General features: G+C 70.6%; 14 protein-coding genes. 11 read left to right on the forward strand and 3 right to left on the reverse strand.

Features of this window, described 5'->3' with window-relative positions:
• Nucleotides 1-130: 130 nt before the first annotated feature.
• The 5 genes from ACZ3H8_RS33570 (at nt 131) to ACZ3H8_RS33590 (ending at nt 9,349) form a co-directional block, all read left to right on the forward strand.
• Nucleotides 131-3,967 carry an Rne/Rng family ribonuclease gene (locus tag ACZ3H8_RS33570; RefSeq protein WP_467408167.1) on the forward strand — a complete coding sequence of 1,279 codons (3,837 nt, stop codon included), beginning with the start codon at nt 131-133 and terminating at the stop codon, nt 3,965-3,967.
• A 330-nt stretch (nt 3,968-4,297) separates the two neighbouring features.
• A complete protein-coding gene (locus ACZ3H8_RS33575) occupies nt 4,298-5,416 on the forward strand; it encodes a DegT/DnrJ/EryC1/StrS family aminotransferase (RefSeq protein ID WP_307663538.1) in 1,119 nt (372 codons plus the stop codon).
• Nucleotides 5,413-6,429 (forward strand): Gfo/Idh/MocA family protein, encoded by a 1,017-nt coding sequence (locus tag ACZ3H8_RS33580; RefSeq protein ID WP_467408170.1) that lies wholly within the window; start codon nt 5,413-5,415, stop codon nt 6,427-6,429. Before ACZ3H8_RS33575 ends, ACZ3H8_RS33580 begins: the two co-directional genes overlap by 4 nt.
• Nucleotides 6,430-6,440: 11 nt before the next feature.
• The gene (locus tag ACZ3H8_RS33585) at nt 6,441-8,069 is read left to right on the forward strand and encodes a glycosyltransferase family 2 protein (protein ID WP_467408173.1); all 1,629 of its coding nucleotides are present in this window, start codon (nt 6,441-6,443) and stop codon (nt 8,067-8,069) included.
• On the forward strand, nt 8,066-9,349 hold the full coding sequence (locus ACZ3H8_RS33590; RefSeq protein ID WP_307663541.1) for a nucleotide sugar dehydrogenase: 1,284 nt from the start codon (nt 8,066-8,068) through the stop codon (nt 9,347-9,349). Before ACZ3H8_RS33585 ends, ACZ3H8_RS33590 begins: the two co-directional genes overlap by 4 nt.
• A 134-nt stretch (nt 9,350-9,483) precedes the next feature.
• Here ACZ3H8_RS33590 and wecB read toward each other — a convergent pair whose 3' ends face one another.
• Nucleotides 9,484-10,536, reverse strand: a complete 1,053-nt coding sequence (gene wecB, locus ACZ3H8_RS33595) for a non-hydrolyzing UDP-N-acetylglucosamine 2-epimerase (protein ID WP_398989199.1) — start codon at nt 10,534-10,536, stop codon at nt 9,484-9,486.
• On the opposite strand from wecB, the gene ACZ3H8_RS33600 reads away from it, so the two are divergent.
• From ACZ3H8_RS33600 to ACZ3H8_RS33615, 4 genes are all read left to right on the forward strand, one after another.
• On the forward strand, nt 10,471-10,650 hold the full coding sequence (locus ACZ3H8_RS33600; protein WP_398989223.1) for a hypothetical protein: 180 nt from the start codon (nt 10,471-10,473) through the stop codon (nt 10,648-10,650). The two genes, wecB and ACZ3H8_RS33600, sit on opposite strands and share 66 nt — an antisense overlap.
• A 124-nt stretch (nt 10,651-10,774) precedes the next feature.
• The gene (locus tag ACZ3H8_RS33605) at nt 10,775-11,890 is read left to right on the forward strand and encodes a glycosyltransferase family 4 protein (RefSeq protein WP_467408175.1); all 1,116 of its coding nucleotides are present in this window, start codon (nt 10,775-10,777) and stop codon (nt 11,888-11,890) included.
• A gap of 9 nt (nt 11,891-11,899) precedes the next feature.
• On the forward strand, nt 11,900-12,463 hold the full coding sequence (locus tag ACZ3H8_RS33610) for a hypothetical protein (protein WP_467408177.1): 564 nt from the start codon (nt 11,900-11,902) through the stop codon (nt 12,461-12,463).
• Between the two features lie 21 nt (nt 12,464-12,484).
• Nucleotides 12,485-13,957, forward strand: coding sequence for a glycosyltransferase (locus tag ACZ3H8_RS33615; RefSeq protein ID WP_467408178.1), 1,473 nt, complete (start codon nt 12,485-12,487; stop codon nt 13,955-13,957).
• Nucleotides 13,958-14,026: 69 nt separating this feature from the next.
• On the opposite strand, the gene ACZ3H8_RS33620 is transcribed toward ACZ3H8_RS33615, so the two are convergent.
• Together ACZ3H8_RS33620 and ACZ3H8_RS33625 are read right to left on the reverse strand one after the other, a co-directional pair.
• Nucleotides 14,027-16,309, reverse strand: coding sequence for a glycosyltransferase family 4 protein (locus ACZ3H8_RS33620; protein ID WP_467408180.1), 2,283 nt, complete (start codon nt 16,307-16,309; stop codon nt 14,027-14,029).
• 116 nt (nt 16,310-16,425) lie between these two features.
• Entirely contained in the window at nt 16,426-17,025 is a 600-nt protein-coding gene (locus ACZ3H8_RS33625) for an acyltransferase (RefSeq protein WP_467408181.1), read from the reverse strand.
• A 450-nt stretch (nt 17,026-17,475) separates the two neighbouring features.
• Between ACZ3H8_RS33625 and ACZ3H8_RS33630 the strand changes: the two genes are divergently transcribed.
• Complete coding sequence (locus tag ACZ3H8_RS33630) at nt 17,476-18,996, forward strand: FG-GAP repeat domain-containing protein (RefSeq protein ID WP_467408183.1); 1,521 nt, start codon at nt 17,476-17,478, stop codon at nt 18,994-18,996.
• A gap of 35 nt (nt 18,997-19,031) precedes the next feature.
• Nucleotides 19,032-20,600 carry an FG-GAP repeat domain-containing protein gene (locus ACZ3H8_RS33635; RefSeq protein ID WP_467408185.1) on the forward strand — a complete coding sequence of 523 codons (1,569 nt, stop codon included), beginning with the start codon at nt 19,032-19,034 and terminating at the stop codon, nt 20,598-20,600.

Genomic DNA, 20,600 nt, shown 5'->3' on the forward strand with positions numbered 1-20,600 from the left:
ACCGGCGAGCCATACATCAGCTCCCGTGCGGCGCCCGCGCCCCGGACGGCGGCACCGCGCACATCACGCGGGCCGCGGCCGGACCGGAATCAGGCGTGGCGCCCGGGAGCGTGACGGGAGAACCGCCCGCATGCTCGAGCCGAACGAATCCGGCACTGCCGGAGAGACCGAGAACAATTCACCCAGCGATACGCTGCCGCCGCGCCGCAGGCGCCGCGCCGCATCGCGCCCCGCGGGACCGCCGACGGCGGCCGCGGGAGCAACGGACGCCGTGGAAGCCACGGACGTCTCCGAGACCGTCGCCGCTGCGCCCGAGCCGGAGGCCCCCGCGGAGGAGGCCGCAGCGCCGCGTACCCGCCGCCGTGCGACTCGTAAGGCGACCGCGCCTGACGCTGCGCCGCAGGCCGCCGAGGCTGCCGAGCCGGAGGCCCCCGCGGAGGAGGCCGCAGCGCCGCGTACGCGCCGCCGTGCGACCCGTAAGGCCACCGTGCCCGCCGAGACGGTTGAGACCGCGGAAGCCGCAGAGGCCGCTGAGCCTGCTGAGCCCGAGGCCGAGGTGGCCGCGCCGCGTACGCGGCGTCGTGCCACCCGCCAGGTGACCGCCCCCGAGCCGGTCGCCGAGCCTGCTGCCGCCGAGGCCGTCGCCGAAGAGCCTGCCGCCGAAGACGAGGCCCCCGCGCCGCGTGGCCGTGCCCGTCGCAGGGCGTCCGCGCCCGCCGGTGCGCCGCAGGCCGTGGAGACGGCCGAGGCCACCGAGCCGGAGGCCGCCGCAGAGGAGGCCGCTCCGGCCGGCCGCACCCGCCGTCGCGCCGGCCGCAAGGCCACCGCGCCCGCCGGCGCCCCGCAGGCCGTCGAGGCCAACGGCGACGAGGCCGTCACCGATGAGGGCGAGAGCCTGCCCGCCGACGCGGTTGCTCAGATCGCCTCCGACGAGGCCGAGGTCGCGGCCGCCGAGAAGGCGGCGACCCGGGGCCGTACGCGCCGCCGTGCCGTATCCCCCGAGTTCACCGCCCGCCCGGAGAAGGCCGAGAAGGCCGAGAAGGCCGAGAAGAGTGAAGCGGCCGAGGCGCCCGCGCGCGGCCGCCGTGCCGCCCGGCCCGCTGTGGCCGTGTTCCAGGCCCCGGTATTCACCGAGCCGATGTTCCAGACCCCGGAGACGGCCGCAGCGGCCGCCGCCGCTGCCGTGGACACCGAGCCGGAGGAGGACGAGGACATCGTCGAACCGGTCGCCGAGACCGCCGCCCCGGAGCCCGCCGGCCGTCGCCGCCGTCGCCGCCGCGGTGAGCCCGCCGAGCCCGTCGAGACCCCCGCGCACGCCGCCCAGCAGGCCGAGCCCGAGGCGGAGACCGAGCCCGAGCCGGAGCAGGCCGCCGAGGGCGAGGAGCCGGACGAGTTCGAGGACCGCCCCTCGCGCCGTCGCCGCCGTGGTGGCCGCCGCCGTCGCCGTGGCGAGCCCGCCGACGCCGACGAGACCTCGGAGGAGCAGGCCGACGAGGCCGCCGCCGAGGACATCCAGGAAGAGGAGGACGAGGAGGAGCACGGCGAGACCGAGACCCCCTCCGCCGCCGGTACCTCCAGCAGCCGTCGCCGTCGTCGCCGCCGCCGTCGCAGCGGTGACTCCGCCGCCGAGGACGAGACGGGTACGACCGACCCGGAGCGCACGGTGGTCAAGGTCCGCGAGCCCCGCCCCGCGCGCCAGAAGAGCGACGAGCCGTCCGACGAGGTGCAGTCCATCAAGGGCTCGACCCGTCTGGAGGCGAAGAAGCAGCGCCGCCGCGAGGGCCGCGAGCAGGGCCGCCGCCGCGTGCCGATCATCACCGAGGCCGAGTTCCTGGCCCGCCGTGAGGCCGTCGAGCGCGTGATGGTCGTCCGGCAGAACGGCGAGCGCACCCAGATCGGCGTCCTCGAGGACAACGTGCTCGTCGAGCACTACGTCAACAAGGAGCAGGCAACCTCGTACGTCGGCAACGTCTACCTGGGCAAGGTGCAGAACGTACTGCCGTCCATGGAGGCCGCGTTCGTCGACATCGGCAAGGGACGCAACGCCGTCCTGTACGCCGGTGAGGTCAACTTCGAGGCGCTGGGCATGGCCAACGGCCCGCGCCGTATCGAGGTCGCGCTCAAGTCCGGCCAGTCGGTCCTCGTCCAGGTGACCAAGGACCCGATCGGCCACAAGGGCGCCCGCCTGACCAGCCAGGTCTCGCTGCCCGGCCGCTACCTGGTCTACGTGCCCGAGGGCTCGATGACCGGCATCAGCCGCAAGCTGCCCGACACCGAGCGCGCGCGTCTGAAGACCATCCTCAAGAAGATCGTCCCCGAGGACGCGGGCGTCATCGTCCGTACCGCCGCGGAGGGCGCGAGCGAGGACGAGCTGCGCCGCGATGTCGAGCGGCTGCAGGCGCAGTGGGAGGAGATCCAGAAGAAGTCCAAGAGCGGCAACGCCCCGACGCTGCTCTACGGCGAGCCGGACATGACGGTCCGTGTCGTCCGCGACATCTTCAACGAGGACTTCTCCAAGGTCATCGTCAGCGGCGACGAGGCCTGGGACACCATCCACGGCTACGTCTCGCACGTCGCGCCGGACCTGGTCGACCGTCTGCAGCGGTGGACGAGCGAGACCGACGTCTTCGCAACGAACCGGATCGACGAGCAGCTGATGAAGGCGCTGGACCGCAAGGTCTGGCTGCCGAGCGGCGGTTCGCTGGTGATCGACAAGACCGAGGCCATGGTCGTGGTCGACGTCAACACCGGCAAGTTCACCGGTCAGGGCGGCAACCTCGAGGAGACCGTCACCAGGAACAACCTGGAGGCGGCCGAGGAGATCGTGCGCCAGCTGCGGCTGCGCGACCTGGGCGGCATCGTCGTCGTCGACTTCATCGACATGGTGCTCGAGTCCAACCGCGACCTGGTCATGCGGCGACTGCTCGAGTGCCTGGGCCGCGACCGTACGAAGCACCAGGTGGCCGAGGTCACCTCGCTGGGCCTGGTCCAGATGACCCGTAAGCGTGTGGGCCAGGGCCTGCTGGAGTCCTTCTCCGAGACCTGCGTCCACTGCAACGGCCGTGGCGTGATCGTGCACATGGAGCAGCCGACCGTCGCCGGTGGCGGTGGCGGCGGCAAGCGTTCCAAGAAGCGCGGCCGCGGCGGTGCGGAGCATGTCCACGAGCACGAGATCGCTGCCGAGGCCGAGGCCGAGGCCGAGACCGAGGCGGAGGTCGCCGCCGAGGTGGCTGCCCCGGTGGCGCTGGCGGACACTTTCGTGCCGGACGAGGAGCTGTACAGCAGCGCCGCGGAGGCCGAGGCTGCCGCGTCGCGCGGCCGTGGCCGCCGCCGGGCGACCCGTAAGGCGACCGCTCCGGCGGGTGCGCCGAAGGCCGCTGAGGCCGAGGTGGTCATCGAGGCCAGGACCGAGGCTCCGGTCGCCGAGCCGGAGGCTCCTGAGGTTCCCGTGGCTCCCGTGGAGGAGGCGGCCCCGACGGGCCGCGGCCGCCGCCGGGCCACCCGCAAGGCGACCGCTCCGGCCGGTGCGCCGAAGGCCGTTGAGGCGCAGGCCGCCGAGGCGGAGGTCGTCATCGAGGCGAAGGCTGAGACGCCCGTCGAGGCTCCCGAGGCCCCCGTCGCCGAGGAGGCTCCCGTCGCGGCCCCGCCGCGTGCCCGCCGTCGGGTGACCCGCAAGGTCACCGCCCCCGCCGGCTCGCCCTCGGGCGCGGAGGAGGCCGCGGTCGTCGTGGTGAGCAGCACCACGGCAGCCGACACCGAGGCGGCGACGGCCGAAGAGGCCGCCCCGGCCAAGAAGGCGGCTCGCAAGACCGCCAAGAAGGCCACCGCGAAGAAGGCCGCCACCAAGAAGACGGCGGCCAAGAAGACCGCGGCGAAGAAGACGACCGCCAAGAAGGCCGGTGCGAAGAAGACCGCCGCGGCCGAGCAGCAGGCGCTGCCGTCTGTGACGGCGGCCACTGATAGCTGAACAGTTGATGAGCCCTCAGTGAACGGAACGTGTCCCACCTCGCAGGTCGCGGGGTGGGACGCGCTCTTTGTCTCCGAATTGATGCAGTGCTCTGTTAACAGCCCCGAAATTGACTAGGAAATCCCTGATAATGTGACGGCGGTCGCTGCCGGGTGAGGCCCCGTTCCGGAGACTACGGTGGGTGACCGGCCCGGTTCGGGACAAGACCGGTCCCAGATCCTCGGTAGGGCGTTGGCTTGCGCCGGAGGGGTGTGCGCGGCCTCGTGAGACGTCCGCTCCGCCCCTGACCTCTGCCACAAAGAGCTCTTGCGGTGTTCAAGGAGGACGTCCATGACGAGCAGCAATCAGCAGCCCATCCCCGCTGCCCGCCCGGTGATCGGTGAGGAAGAAATCGAGGCCGCGGTACGCGTATTGCGCAGCGGCAGGGTCGTACAGGGCCCTGAGGTCGCGGCGTTCGAGGAGGGCTTCTCGGAGCTCGTCGAGGGGCGCCACTGTGTGGCCGTCAACTCGGGTACCTCCGCGCTGCACCTCCTTCTGCTGGCTTTGGGTATCGGCCCGGGTGACGAAGTAATCGTTCCTTCATTCTCGTTCGCCGCGTCGGCGAACGCGGTCCGGCTGGTCGGCGCCGATGTCGTCTTCGCCGACATCGAGCCCGGTTCCTTCGGCCTGGACCCGGCGGCTGTCGAGGCCGCCATCACGCCGCGCACCGCCGCGATCATGCCGGTGCACCTGTACGGCCACCCGGCCGCGATGGACAAGATCATGCCCATCGCCGCCAAGCACAAGCTGGCCGTCGTCGAGGACGCCTGCCAGGCGCATGCGGCGGCGCTGAACGGCACCCCCGTCGGCGCGTTCGGCTCCGGCGGCACCTTCAGCTTCTACCCGACCAAGAACATGCACTCCCTCGAGGGCGGCATGATCTCCACGGGTGACGCCGAGATCGCCCGCACCCTGCGCCTGCTGCGCAACCAGGGCATGGAGCAGCGGTACGCCAACGAGATCGTCGGCGCCAACATGCGTATGACGGACGTCGCCGCCGCCGTCGGCCGCGTACAGCTCTCGAAGCTGGGCGGCTGGACCGAGCAGCGCATCGCCAACGCCGCGTACCTCACCGAGCACATCACCGCGCCGAACGTGCAGACCCCGACGGTCGCCGAGGGTGCGCGCCACATCTACCACCAGTACACGGTCCGGATCAGCGGGGACCGCGACGCCGCAATGGCGAAGCTCACCGAGGCGGGTGTCGGCAACGCCGTCTACTACCCGACCCCGATCCACCGGCTGAAGCCGTACTGGGAGCCGGACCAGAAGGCCGGCCGCAACTGGGACCTGCCCGAGACCGAGCGTGCGGCCGCCGAGGTCGTCTCGCTTCCGGTGCACCCTTCGCTGTCCGCGGAGGACCTCGAGCGCATCGTCGCCGCCGTGAACGAGCTTGGAGAGAACCTGTGACCACCGCCCAGGGACTGCGGGCCGGCCTGATCGGCCTCGGCTCGATGGGCCGCCACCACGCCCGCGTACTCGCCGGCCTGGAAGGCGTCGAGCTCGTCGCCGTCGTCGACCCGATGGGTGACAAGAACGGCTGGGCGCAGGGCGTCCCCGTGCTGTCGACCGTCGAGGAGCTGATCTCGCTCGGTGTCGACTACGCCGTCGTGGCATGCCCGACCGCGCTGCACGAGGAAGTCGGCCTCAAGCTCGCCGAGGCCGGGGTCGGCGCGCTGGTCGAGAAGCCCGTCGCGGACACCGTGGAGGGCGCCCGCAGGCTCGTCGACGCCTTCGAGTCGCGCGGCCTGGTGGCCGGCGTCGGCCACATCGAGCGCTGCAACCCGGCCCTGCGCTCGCTGCGCCAGCGCCTGGAGGCCGGCGAGCTCGGCGACGTCTACCAGGTCGTCACCCGCCGCCAGGGCCCCTTCCCGCACCGCATCGCCGATGTCGGTGTGGTCAAGGACCTCGCCACCCACGACATCGACCTCACCGGGTGGGTGACCGGACAGACGTACACCTCGATCGCGGCGCGCACGGTCTCCAAGTCGGGCCGTCCGCATGAGGACATGGTCTCCGCGGTCGGCCAGCTCTCCGACGGCACGATGGTCAACCACCTGGTCAACTGGCTGAGCCCGCTCAAGGAGCGGTTCACATCGGTCACCGGTGAGAAGGGCTGCTTCATCGCGGACACCCTCACCGCCGACCTGACCTTCTATTCGAACGCCGCCCAGGCCACCGAGTGGGAGGCACTGCAGGCGTTCCGCGGTGTCGCCGAGGGCGACATGATTCGTTACGCCATCCCGAAGCGCGAGCCGCTGCTGGTCGAGCACGAGCTCTTCCGCGACGCTGTCCTTGGCAAGTCCAACGACATCTGCACGCTGCGCCAGGGCCTTCGTACGGTAGAGGTGGCGGCAGCCGTGCTGCGCTCAGCCGCCAGCGGTACCACTGTCGATCTCTCCGCGCACGCCGCGGCCCAGTAGGGCGAGGAGCCTTGACCAGTCCTGATGTCACCGTCGTCGTCGCCGTGTACAACACGATGCCGTATCTGACGGAATGCCTTAACTCCCTTGTCGGGCAGAGCATTGGCCTGGACAGGCTTGAGATCGTGGCCGTCGACGACGGTTCCACGGACGACAGCGGGGCGGAGCTCGACCGCTTCGCCCAGAAGTACCCGGACACCGTCAAAGTGATCCACCAGGCGAACTCCGGTGGCCCGGCCGCGCCCAGCAACAGGGCGCTGGACGTGGTCACCGGACGTTACGTCTACTTCATCGGCTCCGACGACCACCTCGGCAAAGAGGCGTTGGCGCGGATGGTGGCCTGTGCCGACGAGCACGACTCGGACGTCGTGGTCGGCAAGATGGTCGGCACCAACGGCCGCTATGTGCACCAGGCGCTCTTCAAGAAGAGCAACCCGGACGTCAGCCTGTACGACTCGGCGCTGCCGTTCACGCTGGCCAACACCAAGCTGTTCCGCCGCGAGCTGGTGGAGCAGTACAAGCTGCGCTTCCCCGAGGACCTGCCGGTCGGCAGCGACCAGCCGTTCACCATCGAGGCGTGCGTGCGGGCCCGGAAGATCTCGGTGCTCGCGGACTACACGTACTACTACGCGGTGAAGCGCGGGGACGCGAGCAACATCACCTACCGCGCCGATCATCTGGCGCGGCTGCGCTGCACCGCGAAGATCATGAAGCAGGCGGCCGGGCTCATCGAGGCCGGGCCGCAGCGCGACACCGTCTTCAAGCGCCATTTCACCTGGGAGCTCTCCAAGCTCATCCAGGCCGACTTCCCGGCGCTCGACCCGCAGACCAGGCGCGAGGTGTGCGCCGGAATCGCTGATCTGGCCGACGAGTACCTCACGGACGGACTGCGCGACTCCCTGCCGGTCACGCGGCGGGTCAGGCTCGCCCTGGCCCAGCGCGGCGCGGTGGACGAGCTCGTCGCGGCGATCGAGGACGAGGAGGCGAACGGCGCACCGCCGTTCCACCTGGAGGACGGCAGGGCCTTCGCCCGCTACCCGGGCTTCCGGGACCCCGCGCTGAACATCCCCGACCGGGTCTTCGAGCTGGTCGGGGAATCGGTGCCCGGCCGCCTCTCGGCCGGGACCGAACTGGTCTCGGCCGAGTGGGAGCAAAGCGGCGACAATCTGTCCCTGGCCATCGCGGTACGCACCGCGCTGACCGGCGACACCGAGTCGGCCGTCATCCGCCTCGTCCAGGGCGCGATGCCCAAGAGCGCGGACAAGGCCGGCGCCCGCAGGCTGCCCGCCGGTCATGAACTCCCGGCCCCGGTGGGCGAGTTCACCCAGGAAGTCACTGCCGATTCAGCCGGCACGGTGATCCGTGCGCGCATCCCGATAGAGCCCCGCCAGGCCCAGCTGGGCGTGCGCCTCTACGTGGATGTCGCAGGCTGGACGTATGAGATCCCGGTGCGCGGCACGGACAAGCCGATGCCGCTTGCCCGGCGCTGGCGCAGTGGCACCCCGTATCGAGTGGCGGCGCGCGTGAACACCAAGGGCCGGATGGTCGTCCTGACCGGCCTGCTGTTCCCGCCCGAGAATAGATGGTGGTCGCGCGTGCGACCCCTGCTGGTCCGGTTGAAGAGGAAAGTAACCCGATGAATATCTGTGTAGTCGCGCTCGGCAAGATCGGGCTTCCGCTCGCCGTGCAGTTCGCCGCCAAGGGCCACCGGGTGATCGGCGCCGATGTCAACGAGAAGGTCGTCGAGCTGGTCAACGCCGGCACCGAGCCCTTCCCCGGTGAGCACGACCTCGACCGTCTGCTCAAGGAGACCGTCGGCGCCGGGCTGCTGACCGCGACCACCGACACCGCGGCCGCCGTCGCCGAGTCCGACGCCGTCGTGGTCGTCGTCCCGCTGTTCGTGGACGCCGACGGCGTGCCGGACTTCGGCTGGATGGACTCCGCGACCAAGGCGATCGCCGCTGGTCTCAAGCCCGGCACTCTCGTCTCGTACGAGACCACCCTGCCGGTCGGTACCACCCGCACCCGCTGGGCCCCGATGCTGGAGCAGGGCTCCGGCCTCACCGCGGGCGAGGACTTCCACCTGGTCTTCTCGCCGGAGCGGGTGCTCACCGGCCGCGTCTTCGCCGACCTGCGCCGCTACCCCAAGCTCGTCGGCGGCATCGACGAGGCCTCGACGAAGCACGGCGTGGAGTTCTACGAGCAGGTGCTGGACTTCGACGAGCGTGCCGACCTGGCACAGCCGAACGGAGTCTGGGACCTGGGCACCGCCGAGGCCTCCGAGCTGGCGAAGCTCGCCGAGACCACCTACCGCGATGTCAACATCGGCCTGGCGAACCAGTTCGCCCGGTTCGCCGACAAGAACGACATCGACGTCAAGAAGGTCATCGAGGCCTGCAACTCGCAGCCCTACAGCCACATCCACCAGCCCGGCATCGCGGTCGGCGGCCACTGCATCCCGATCTACCCGCGGATGTACCTGTGGAACGACCCGGAGGCCACCGTCGTGCGCTCGGCGCGCGAGGCGAACGCCGCCATGCCCGAGTACGCCGTGGACCTGCTGGCCGCCGCCTACGGCGACCTGGACGGCGCGGGCGTGCTGGTGCTCGGCGCCGCCTACCGCGGCGGCGTGAAGGAGACGGCCTTCTCCGGCGTCTTCCCGACCGTCGAGGCGCTCAAGGCGCGCGGGGCCGTCCCCTTCGTGTCGGACCCGATGTACACGGCCGAGGAGCTGACCGCGCACGGTCTGACCCCGCACGAGGGCCAGACCGTTACCGCCGCGATCCTGCAGGCCGACCACGCCGAGTACCGCGAGCTGGCCGCCTCCGACCTGCCGGACGTCCGCGTCCTGGTCGACGGGCGGCGCACCACCGACCCGAAGCGCTGGGAAGGCGTACGCCGGGTCGTCATCGGCGGCTGACGCACCCTTTGCGCCTGAACCGGCGCCGCTCTCGCGGAGGTGGCTGGGCGCCGTTGGGGTTCCTCAATTGATGGCTGATGTACCAAGACGAAGGCCCCGGCCACCACTGGTGACCGGGGCCTTCGCCGTACGTACTAGCGCTTGTGCTGCTCCAGGAACTCCACCACGCGGTGGGCGGCCCTGCCGTCGCCGTACGGAAGGCCGCGCTCGGCCGTGGGGGCCGGACGCGTGGCGATCTCCGCCCAGGCGGACGCGCCCAGGTCGTGCGGGTTCGGGACCAGCTGGTTCCAGTCGCCCTCCAGCGTCTCGACCCACTCGGTCTCCGGGCGGATCGTGGTGCAGACGCGGTCCAGCAGGAACGCCTCCTTCTGCAGACCGCCCGAGTCCGTGACCACACCGGCGGAGCCGAGGACGGCGGCGACAAGACCGGCGTACGGCAGGGGCCTGCCCGAGTGCAGCGAGCCCTGGTTCAGCTTGATGCCGTGCTCCTCGGCGCGCACGACGAGGCGCGGGTGCGCCAGCAGGGCCACCGGCACCGGCAGGTTCGCGAGAGAGTCGATGATCGCCGCCAGGCGCTTCGGGTCGTCGGTGTTGTCCGGACGGTGCAGCGTCGCGAGCAGGTACGGCGCCTGGGGGTCGATGCCCTCGGGCAGCACCGGACTGGGGTGCTCGCCGGCCAGCACCGCGTCCCTGATCCGCAGGCACACGTCGACCATGACGTCACCGGCGAGCACCGAGCGCTTGCTGAGCCCCTCGGCCGCCAGGTGGCGCATGGCCTCCTCGGTCGGCGCGAGCAGCAGGTCGGCCGCGTGGTCGGTGAGGATGCGGTTGTGCTCCTCGGGCATCCGGCGGTTGAAGGACCGCAGCCCGGCCTCCAGGTGCGCGACGGGGAGGTGCATCTTCACCGCGGACAGCGCACCGGCCAGCGTCGAGTTCGTGTCGCCGTACACGAGCACCCAGTCGGGCTGCTCGGCGTCGAGGACCGGGTCCATCGCGGTGAGCACACCGCCGGTCTGGGCGCCGTGGCTGCCCGAGCCGATGCCGAGGTGTACATCGGGGTCCGGAATGCCGAGGCCCGAAAAGAAGACGTCGGACAGGTCGGCGTCGTAGTGCTGCCCTGTGTGAACAATCACGTGCTGATGGTCGGTTTCCGCGAACGCAGCGGCGATCGGTGCGAGTTTGACCAATTGGGGACGAGCGCCGACGACGCTGATGACCTTCACGGTGAACTGCTCCTCGATACCTTGGGTTACGGGCCGCCGGCGGTGCCGAAGACCGAATTCCGTCCGATGATAAAGTGACGCCTCGACGTGTGCTCCGGGGAGGAAGTCGGTAATGAATCAGGCAGCATCCAGGGATGCGGCCGTAGTCACGCCGTGGTACCCCACACGTGAGCTGCCTTTCCGAGGATCTTTCGTCCAGGCAATGGTCGGTGCGACGGCCCCCGGCTGTGACAGCTTCGTGGTTTATCACTGCGACCCGTGGGTCGCACCGATGGACGCCGCCACCACTCAAGCGGTGGAAGCGGCCGGTGGCAAACTGGTGACCCGCGCCGCGCACCGCGTGCCCACCGCCGGCGGTGCCGATCTGGTGCACTTCCCGGTCACCACCCCGCGCGGTCAGGACTACGGCGCCCAGTCCCGCAGCCACGAACGGCAGCTGCGCGCGGCCCTCGGCAACAAGCCCATCGACGCCCCTGTCGTGCACGCCCATGTCGGCCTGCCGAGCGGCTGGGCGGCCGTGCAGAACGCCCGTCCTGACGCGAGGGTCTTCGTCACCGAGCACGCCTCGTTCCTCGAGCGGGTCTTCCAGGACCCCGAGGCCGTCGAGCTCTACGACGAGCTGCTGGCCCGGGTCACCGGCTTCTTCGCCGTCGGCGACAAGGTCACCGAGGTGCTGAGCAAGCAGTTCCCGCACCACGCGGACAAGATCCTGCGCATCCCCAACCCGATCTCCTTCGACGTGAGCCGCCCTGCCCCGGTCACCGAGCTGCGCAAGTGGCTCTACCTGGGCAGCATGGTCGAGCTCAAGGGCGTCAGCTGGCTGGTCGAGGCCTTCGCCCAGTGCCACGCCCAGGACCCGACGCTGAAGCTGACGATGGTCGGCGAGGGCCCGCTGCGTAAGCCGCTGACCGCGCGGGTGGCCGAGCTCGGGCTGAGCGACGCCGTGGACCTGCCCGGCTCGATCCCGCACGAGCAGGCGCTCGACCTGATGCGCGAGCACGACCTGCTGGTCCACCCGAGCCGGTACGAGACCTTCGGGATGACCATCGTGGAGGGCATCGCCGCCGGAATGCCGGTGCTGGTGACCCGCTGCGGTGGACCCGAGAAGACGCTGGCCGGCATCGAGGACGCGGCCGGCGAGCTCATTGATGTGGAAGAGAACGCCGAGTCGATCAGTGACGGCTACCGGCGCCTGCGCGACCGCTTCGACAGCGGCGGTCTGGATCTGAAGCGTGCCCAGGAGCAGCTGGCCGCGCAGTACGGCTACGAGGCCGTCGCCCAGGCGCACTACCGTCTCTGGTTCCCCGACTCCCCGTGATGGAGTGACATGCAGGTCCTGTTCCTGGCTCTCGGCGCCTCCCGCAAGCGGGCCGTGGTCGAAGAGTCGGCGGAAGTTGTGGCGCGCGGCGGCCGGGCCGTCGTCCTGGTCGCCGCGCGCAAGCCGTGGCTCGACCAGGGCTTCGAGCCCGGCGTGGAGCTGGTGACGGCCGACGAGCTCGAGGCGCGCCATCTGCCGCGGAGGCTGGAGCGCCTGGTGCTCTACCGTGTGCCGAGGCTCGTCGTACGGGTCGCCGGCCGCGGCCCGCTGGCCGGCAAGGCGAAGCGAGCTCTCAAGGCGTACGAGCGCCGAGTGGCGGCCCGTGTCCACCGGCGGGTGTTCGTCCCGCTGCACCGCCGGGTGTGGCCGAAGATCTCCGACCGGCTGGTCTGGCGCCACTTCGGCCCGCGCAAGGGCCCGGAGCTGCTCGTCGTCGCTGATGCGCTTTCGGTGCCCCGCGCCGTACAACTGATTCAGGCGTGGGAGTCCGACGGCCTGGCAGTCCCCAAGGTCTGTTACGGCATCGACTCCGACGTATCCCCGCAGACTCCGCAGACCTCAGCCGCTCGCTGATCTCAACACCGAGGAAGATCCATGAAGAACCGCAGCGACCGGCGCCCACGCGTGCTCTATCTGGCGTTCTACTTCCCGCCCTCCCGGGCGAGTGGCGTGTACCGCGCCAGGGCGACGGCCAACCACCTCGTAGAGAAGGGCTGGGACGTCACGGTCTGCGCGTCTCCGCTGGACTTCCTCTACAAGAGGATCGGCTCGGTGGACGAGGGTCTCTCGGAGACGGTCGATCCGCGTATCAAGGTCGAGCGGCCGTCGCTCAACCAGTACACCTGGCAGCAGGACCTGCGTGAGTTCAGCTGGCTGCGCCGCAGCTTCCCGCTGATGGCGAAGCGCGTGTACCAGTTCAGCCAGACGAAGCTGTTCCCGGAGCGCTACTCCTCGTGGGCCTGGGCCTCCGTCGTACGCGCGCTGAAGCTGCACTCCAAGAAGCGCTTCGACGTCGTCGTCGCCACCGGCAACCCGTTCGCGTCCTTCGGCGCGGCCTGGCTGTTCAACCGGCTGACGGGTGTTCCGTACGTCATGGACTACCGCGACTCGTGGACGCTGGACCTGTTCCACGACGAGCCGGCCTTCCCCAAGGGTCATATCGCCTGGGCCTGGGAGAAGCGGATGCTGAACAAGGCGGCCGCGTCGGTGTTCGTGAACGAGGCGCTGCGGGGCTGGCACGCGGAGCGGTACCCGGAGGTCGCGGACCGCATGATGGTGGTCCCGAACGGCTGGGACGCGGACGTCATTCCGGCGGCCCCCGAGCCGGCCGAGAAGCCGGAGCCCGGGGCGGCTGCCGAGACGGGGGAGGCTGCCGAAACCGAGGCCGCTGCCGAGACCGAGGCGCCTGCCGTCGAGCAAGCTTCTGCCGAGGGGCAGCGGCCGCTGAAGTTCGCGTACCTCGGCACGCTCACCGTCAAGCAGCCCGTCGAGGAGATGGCCGAGGCGTTCAAGATCGCCCGCCGTCATCCCGATCTGACGGACGCCGAGCTGCAGATCCACGGCCACCTCGGCTTCTTCAAGAACAGCCCGGCGACGCTGAAGAAGAAGCTCGGCCTGGACGACGAGGCTCCCGAGAACGGGACCGAGGACACCGGACTGCGCTACTGCGGGCCGGTCTCCAAGACCGAGGTCGGCAAGGTCTACGAGGACGCGGACGTGCTGGTCTTCCTGGCCGGCGGCGGCAAGTATGTGACCTCGGGCAAGATCTTCGAGTACATGGCCTTCGGGCATCCGATCGTCTCGGTGCACGCGCCGGGCATCGCCGCCCAGGACGTGCTCGAGGGCTATCCGCTGTGGTTCAACGCCAACAGCCTGGACGTGGACGAGCTGGCGGCCTCGATGGTCGCGGCGGGCAAGGCCGCGCGTGATCTGACGCCGGAGCAGCGCGAGATCGCGCGCAGGCACGCGGACAGGTACCAGCGCGACGCCGTGCTCAAGCCCTTCGAGGAGCGGCTGCGGACCATCGTCGGCCGCGAGGACTCATTCGAGGACCGAATCGAGGACTGATTCGGATCCGCCAACGGCGAAGGCCCCGACCGGAACTCCGGTCGGGGCCTTCGCCGTTGGCATCGGCGCCTACTCGTCTTTCTCGTCCTTCGGTGCGTAGATCTCCCGGTCCATGTGCATGGTGACGGTGAGGTGCGGGTGGGCCTTGGCCCACTTCCAGCCCGTCACCGTGGAGTTGATGTCGCTCACGAACACATGGTCGGCGAGGTCGAGCCGCAGCTCCGGAAGGGCGGCGCGCTTGGCCACACGGGACAGCAGCTGCGGCCGGATCTCCCGGTATCCACGGTTGAAGATCTTCTTGTGGAAGGCGTTGGCGGCCCTGGTGTGAGCCCGCTGGACGGACGCGACGGCGAGCTCGGGCGTGATGGACTTGCGGTTACGGGCGGCCACCCTGCGGGCCTTGCGCAGCACCGCGCGCGGGGCGCGGTAGACGAGGAAGCGCTCGCCGCGCGGGATGCGCAGCTTCTTCTCGGCGGCCTCGATGCTCACCACGGGGACGCGGGAGTCCAGCTGTGCGCGCTGCCAGAACTGGTCCGCCCTGCCAGAGACCAGCGTGACCTCGACGCCCACCTCGGTCAGGTAGTTGGCGAAGTCGACGATGCGGCGTGGCCTGCCGGGCGGCGTCAGCGCGAGGATGACCGCGCGGCCGACCGGCTCGGTGCTCTCAGGGGCCTTCTCGTCCTGCTTCTGAGCGACCGTCGCGGCGCTCTCGGCAGGCTGCTCGGGCTGTTCGGGCTGTTCGGGCTGCTCGGCCTGGGCCGGGAGGGGCACGTCCGCGGCGGCGGGGAGCGGGGTGCCCTCGTAGACCGAGAGGAGCTGCTTGGCCACCGCCTCGGTGCCGAACCGGCTCTCCAGCACCTCACGGGCCGCCGACAGATCGATCCCTGCCGCGTCCTTCCTGAGCTGCCAGTAGGCGTCGGCGATGACTCTGGGGTCCTCGCTGACGTCCATGAACGCGCCGGCCTTGGACTCGATGCCGGCCAGGCTCTCCTGCGGGCCGCCGCTACGTGTGGCGAGGACGGGCAGGCCGGCGGCGACGGCCTCCACGACCGTCATACCGAACGTCTCGCCCTTGCTCGCGTGCACGAGCAGATCGTGCTTGTGCATCAGCGCGTTGACGTCCTCGGGGGACACGGGCGGCAGGATGCTGACGCGGTCGCCGAGGCCGAGCTCGTCGGCGCGGGCGATGAGGTCATCCTCGCGGGGGCCGTGGCCGACCAGGGTGAGCGTCGCCCGCGGCTCCTTCTTCGCCACCAGAGCGAAGGCTTCGAGCAGTTCGTCGACGCCCTTCGGCCTGATCAGTCGGCCGACGTACAGCCAGCTGAGCAGCTCGGCCGAGCGCTCCGGGCCAGGCGTGAAGCGACCGAAGTCGATCATGTTCGGTACGACGCTGAGCTTGTGCGCGTACGCCGGGAACTCCGCGGCGATCTGCTCCCGCAGCCGGGAGCTGACGCACAGGAACGCGTCCGCCCGCTCCAGCACCTCGCCGTACAGCTCCAGGGCGGCGGGCTGCGCGAATACCTTGTCGAGGAACGAGGAGTGCTCGGTGACGACCACGCGCGCGTCGGGCCTGGCCAGGTGCAGGGCCAGCACACCGCCGTAGATGCCGGTGTGGGCGTGGACGAGGGAGGCCTCGATCTTGCCCGTGGGCAGCGCGGGGAGCAGGGCCTTCTCCTGGGCGGCGACCCAGGGGTTGTAGTTCTTGCGGTGGGTGAGCGGCACGGGGATCCGGACGACGGTGCCCTCCGCGGACTCCACGACGGGGATGAGGTCCGAGCGCTCCTGGAGGCGGTCCACGGTGACCTTGATCGCGTCGTTCAGCGCGGGGTGCGCCCGGCCCGACCAGTCCTCGGTGTGCAGGACGGCGACCCGGTCGAACTGGCCGGCCACCGCTGCCGTCATCGCCTGGACGAACGATCCGGCGTACGGGTTGTTCGGCGAGGGGTACCAGGGGGTGATCACGGCGAGGTCCGAAGGCTCCGCGGTGTGACCGTCCGTGTTGGCGGGCTCCAGCTCGAGCGTGAGCTCCGGCCGCCGCCGGATGGCCGCCCAGGCCGTCGGCAGTGCGTGTGCGTCACCGGCGATCAGGCGCTCTGCCGTGGCGAAGGGCCCCGACTTGTCGCCGACCAGCTTCTTCGCGGCAGGCCATGCCGAGCCGTGCTTGTCGAGGGAGAGCCGTACGACTTCCACGCCGTCCAGGCGCGAGAGTTCGGCGGCGGTCTCCGCCCACTCCTCACAGTCCGCGACGACCAGCACGACCTGCGAGCCGGAGGACGCAAGTTCCTTGACATGCTCGCGTGCTGCCCGTACCCGGTACGTTCCGAGCGCGAGATAGAGCACGTGGCTTTTCATCTGGTTCCCTTCGCACAACATGACGCAGGGCCCCAGGGTATCGAAGCCCGGGGCGGGCTCTGCGGCGAGGAGAGGGTGGGAGGAGAGGTGGAAGGTGGTGGGGAGCCGGACGGGTGTCAGCTCCGGTCGTCGAGGACGCCGTCCTTCTCCACATACACCGCGCCGGTCTGCGGGCACTCCCACACGCCGGACTCGTCCGCACGCTCCACCAGACGGACGCCGGCCTTGCCGACCCAGCCGATCTGCCGGGCGGGCACGCCGACGACCAGCGCGAAGTCCGGTACGTCCTTGGTGACGACCGCGCCCGCCGCGACCATGGACCAGCGCCCGATCCGCACCGGGGCGACACACACCGAACGTGCGCCGATCGAGGCACCGTCGGCGATCTTCACGCCCACGGCCTCCCAGTCGCCACCGCGCTTCTGCTTGCCCTCGGGGTCGACGGAACGCGGGTTGTGGTCGTTGGTGAGCACCACGGCGGGACCGATGAAGACACCGTCGCCGAGCTCGGCGGGCTCATAGACCAGCGCGTAGTTCTGCAGCTTGCAGTTGTCGCCCATCGTGACGCCGGTGCCGACGTAGGCACCCCGCCCCACTACACAGCCCTCGCCGAGCCGCGCGCCCTCACGGATCTGGGCGAGCTCCCAGACGCTGCTCCCGGCGCCGATCTCGGCGGTCTCGTCGACCTGGGCGGTGGGCTGGACCCTGTAGCTCACTGTGCTGCCTTTCACGCGGGGCTTGGCGGGCTGAGCATACGTGGCCCGCCGAGTGAGGAACCAGTGATGTCTGCGGAGGCAATGTGACCAATCTGTGATCGTGTGGAAACGATCATGTCCGACATGTGTTCTTGTACAGGTTCATGACACATGGAAAAGTCCTCCTCCGCTTCTACGGGCTGGTTGGGGTTGGGGAACGTCAGGTCCGGGGTGGGGGAAGCGCAGCGGGGGGTGCCTCGGCGCGGTGTGCGCCGAGCGTGTCGTCGGTCTGCACGACACCACACAACTTCTCCTCAACAACTGCCCGGAGGCGGGGGGTTTTCCGGGCGACGCCGTCCGGTGACGCCTCAGTCAGCTATCTGGGGTTCCCGCCGGCTTCTCACAGTCCGGCGCGGACGGAGTGTGGGGGAAACGATGCCGCGGGTCGGTACACGTACGGGCCGGGGGGTGATGGCCGTCGCTCTGGCGGCCGTCTTCTCCGTGCTGGGGCAGGGAGCGGCAGTGACGCCGCAGGCGGTGGCGGCCACGGCCTGTGCCGGGGCACAGTCCGACTTCAACGGCGACGGAATCCGCGATATCGCCATCGCCGACCCGGAGGCCACCGTCTCCGGGAAGCAGCGGGCAGGGCTCATCCGCATTGTGTACGGCGGCGGCAAGGGCACCTTCGAACTGTCGCAGGACTCGCCCGAGGTCTCCGACGGAGCCGAGACCGGCGACCAGTTCGGCTTCTCGTTCGCCGTGTACGACGCCAATCTCGACGGCTGCAGCGACATCGCCGTGGGCATCCCGTACGAGGACATCAACTTGGTCGGCAACACCATCAAGGACGCCGGCCTGGTCCACCTCATCTACGGCTCGCCGGCCGGCGTCGCCTCGGGCGGCCAGGGGAGCTACGGCTTCCGGCAGGGCTCCGACGGCAAGCTCGGCGGCGGCCACGAGGCCGAGGACTGGGTCGGATACGCCGTCGCCGCGGGCAAGTCCGCGACCGGCTTCCCCTTCCTGGTGATCGGGGTCCCCGGCGAGGACGGCGCGGGCGGCGTCGACATGGGGATGATCCACTACGTCTACGGCACCGCGTACGACGTGGCGAACGCCTCCCAGGACACCACCGGTGTCTGGGAGGACGCCGAGGCGTACGACCAGTTTGGGGCGTCCATCTCCGCCACCGACCGGCATTTCGTGGTCGGCGCCCCCGGCGAGTCGATCGGAGCCGTGGAGTCCGCGGGCGGTGTCATCGCGTTCCGCCCGTCCATCAACTCCCTCGGAGTTCCCGACCCGCTGTTCGGCATGGGGCAGGGACGCACTCCCGGGCCCGACATCGCCGCCCAGGTCGACGACCGCTACGGCACATCGCTGGCGATGGCGCCGTACCGGCCCGCCGGCGCGGCCACCACGACCGACTCGCTGCTCGCCGTGGGCGTACCCGGCGAGGACCTGTCGACCACGGTCGACGCGGGTGCGGTGCACCTCTACCACATCAAGGCCGACGGCACCGTCACGCTGCTCAAGTGGATCGACCAGAACCAGCCCGGTGTCGAGGGCGAGGCTGAAGCCGGCGACTTCTTCGGGCAGCGACTCGCGGCCGTCAACACCGCGACCAACGTGGTCAGTACCGCCACGACCATGCGCCTCGCCGTCGGAGTACCGGGCGAGGAGTCCACCGAGGAGTTCCCGGAGGAGGGCGGCGTACAGCTGTTCTCGATGCTCGGCGAGCCCGGCGCCGCCGACAGCTGGATCGCACCCGGCGACGGCATTCCGTCCCCCAGGGCTCCCCGCACGCTCGTCGGCATGGGCCTCGGCGCGAGCCCGACCTCGCTCTACGTGGGCATTCCCTACGGGCCCGTCGAGGCAAGGGCCGTTCACGCCTTCGCGTGGAACACGCCGAACGGCGGTGCGCCCACCCAGACCTGGAAGCCGGGCGAAGGCGGAATCCCGGCGGAGAACGTTGCGTTCGGCGCGCTCGTGCGCTGACAGCGCAGGTAAAAGATGAGAGGGGAAACATCTCAGTGACCAGTCCAACGCGCCCGCCACAGGGCGCGATTCGACGGCGCACCGCCGGCGGCGCGAGTGCTGTCGTCCTGACGGCCTTCGCGCTCTTCGGGCCCGGAACGCCCCTGACACCGCCCGCGGCGGCCATCGCCGCCGGCTGCTCGGGCGTGGAGTCGGACTTCAACGGTGACGGTGTCCGCGACACCGCGATCGCGGACCCCGAGGCGACCGTCGCGGGCGTACAGCGGGCCGGACTCGTCCGCGTCGTGTACGGCGGCGGCAAGGGCACCCTGGAGCTCTCGCAGGAGACGGCCTCAGTGCCCGGTGCCGCCGAGGCGGGCGACCAGTACGGGTACGCGCTCGCCGTCTACGACGCCGACGCGGACGGCTGCAGCGATCTCGCCGTCGGTATGCCCTATGAGGACATCTCGACCAACGCCGACGCGGGCGGGGTGCAGATCGTCTACGGCTCCCCGACCGGCATCGGCGGCGGCAAGGCCGTCAAGGAGCACATCCAGGGCGAGACCGCGACGCTCGGTGGCTCCGCCGAGGCCGGAGACTGGACCGGTTACGCGCTGGCCGCGGGCAAGTCGTCCGCCGGCACGCCGTATCTGCTGATCGGCTCTCCGGGCGAGTCGATCGGCACGGTCGAGGACGCCGGGGCGTTCTTCTACGTCTCCGGCACCGCGCAGACCGTCGTCGGGAACCACCAGGACACCGAGGCCGGCGGAGCGGTGCCGGGTGTGGCGGAAATCGACGACCGGTTCGGTGCGTCACTCGCCGCGACGCCCACCCACTTCGCCGTCGGTACGCCGGGCGAGGCGCTCGGCACGACGACCTTCGCCGGAGGCGTCGCGGTCTTCAGCCACACCCTCGTGTCCGGCTATCCGAAGCCGCTGGTCGGACTGGGCCAGGACCAGGACGCCGTCCAGGGCGCCGAGGAGGTCGGCGACGGCTTCGGTACATCGCTCGCGATGGTTCCGTACCGTCCCTCCGGCGCCACCTCGACTACGGAGTCCCTGCTCGCGGTCGGCGTTCCGGGCGAGGACCTGTCCACCACCGTCGACGCGGGCGCCGTCCAGGTGTTCCGGGTCACGGCGTCGGGGAGCTTCACGCAGACCGCGTGGATCGACCAGAACGTCGAAGGTGTGGACGAGGAGGCCGAGGCCGGCGACTTCTTCGGACAGCGGGTGGCCGCGGCCAACTCGTCGCCGAACACGGTCGCTTCCGCCACCACGACGCGGCTTGCGGTCGGCGTGCCCGGCGAGGAGTCCGCGGAGGAGCACCCGGAAAAGGGCGGGGTGCAGATCTTCCCGCTGGTCGGCGCCGTCGGCGCGTCCGACAACTGGATCGACCCGGGCTACGGGATTCCGTCCCAGCCCGCCCCCCGGCAGCTCGCCGGGATGAGCCTGGCGAGCAGCCCGTCATTGCTGTACGTGGGCATGCCCTATGGCCCCGCCGACGGCCACGCGGTCTACGGATTCCCGTGGAACGTGGCGTCCGGCGGCGCCCCCACACAGACCTGGAAGCCCGGCGAGGCCGGAATCCCCGCGGGTGACGTCGCGTTCGGAGCGGCGGTCCGTTGA

This window comes from Streptomyces sp. NPDC002868 (genome assembly GCF_055563295.1).

Bases quoted from the DNA above. Each gene is read 5' to 3' on its own strand.
- ACZ3H8_RS33610 (WP_467408177.1), top strand. From the start codon at position 11,900: ATGCAGGTCCTGTTCCTGGCTCTCGGCGCCTCCCGCAAGCGGGCCGTG.
- ACZ3H8_RS33570 (WP_467408167.1), top strand. From the start codon at position 131: ATGCTCGAGCCGAACGAATCCGGCACTGCCGGAGAGACCGAGAACAAT.
- ACZ3H8_RS33605 (WP_467408175.1), top strand. From the start codon at position 10,775: ATGGTCGGTGCGACGGCCCCCGGCTGTGACAGCTTCGTGGTTTATCAC.
- ACZ3H8_RS33615 (WP_467408178.1), top strand. From the start codon at position 12,485: ATGAAGAACCGCAGCGACCGGCGCCCACGCGTGCTCTATCTGGCGTTC.
- ACZ3H8_RS33630 (WP_467408183.1), top strand. From the start codon at position 17,476: ATGGCCGTCGCTCTGGCGGCCGTCTTCTCCGTGCTGGGGCAGGGAGCG.
- ACZ3H8_RS33590 (WP_307663541.1), top strand. From the start codon at position 8,066: ATGAATATCTGTGTAGTCGCGCTCGGCAAGATCGGGCTTCCGCTCGCC.
- ACZ3H8_RS33620 (WP_467408180.1), bottom strand. From the start codon at position 16,309: ATGAAAAGCCACGTGCTCTATCTCGCGCTCGGAACGTACCGGGTACGG.
- ACZ3H8_RS33575 (WP_307663538.1), top strand. From the start codon at position 4,298: ATGACGAGCAGCAATCAGCAGCCCATCCCCGCTGCCCGCCCGGTGATC.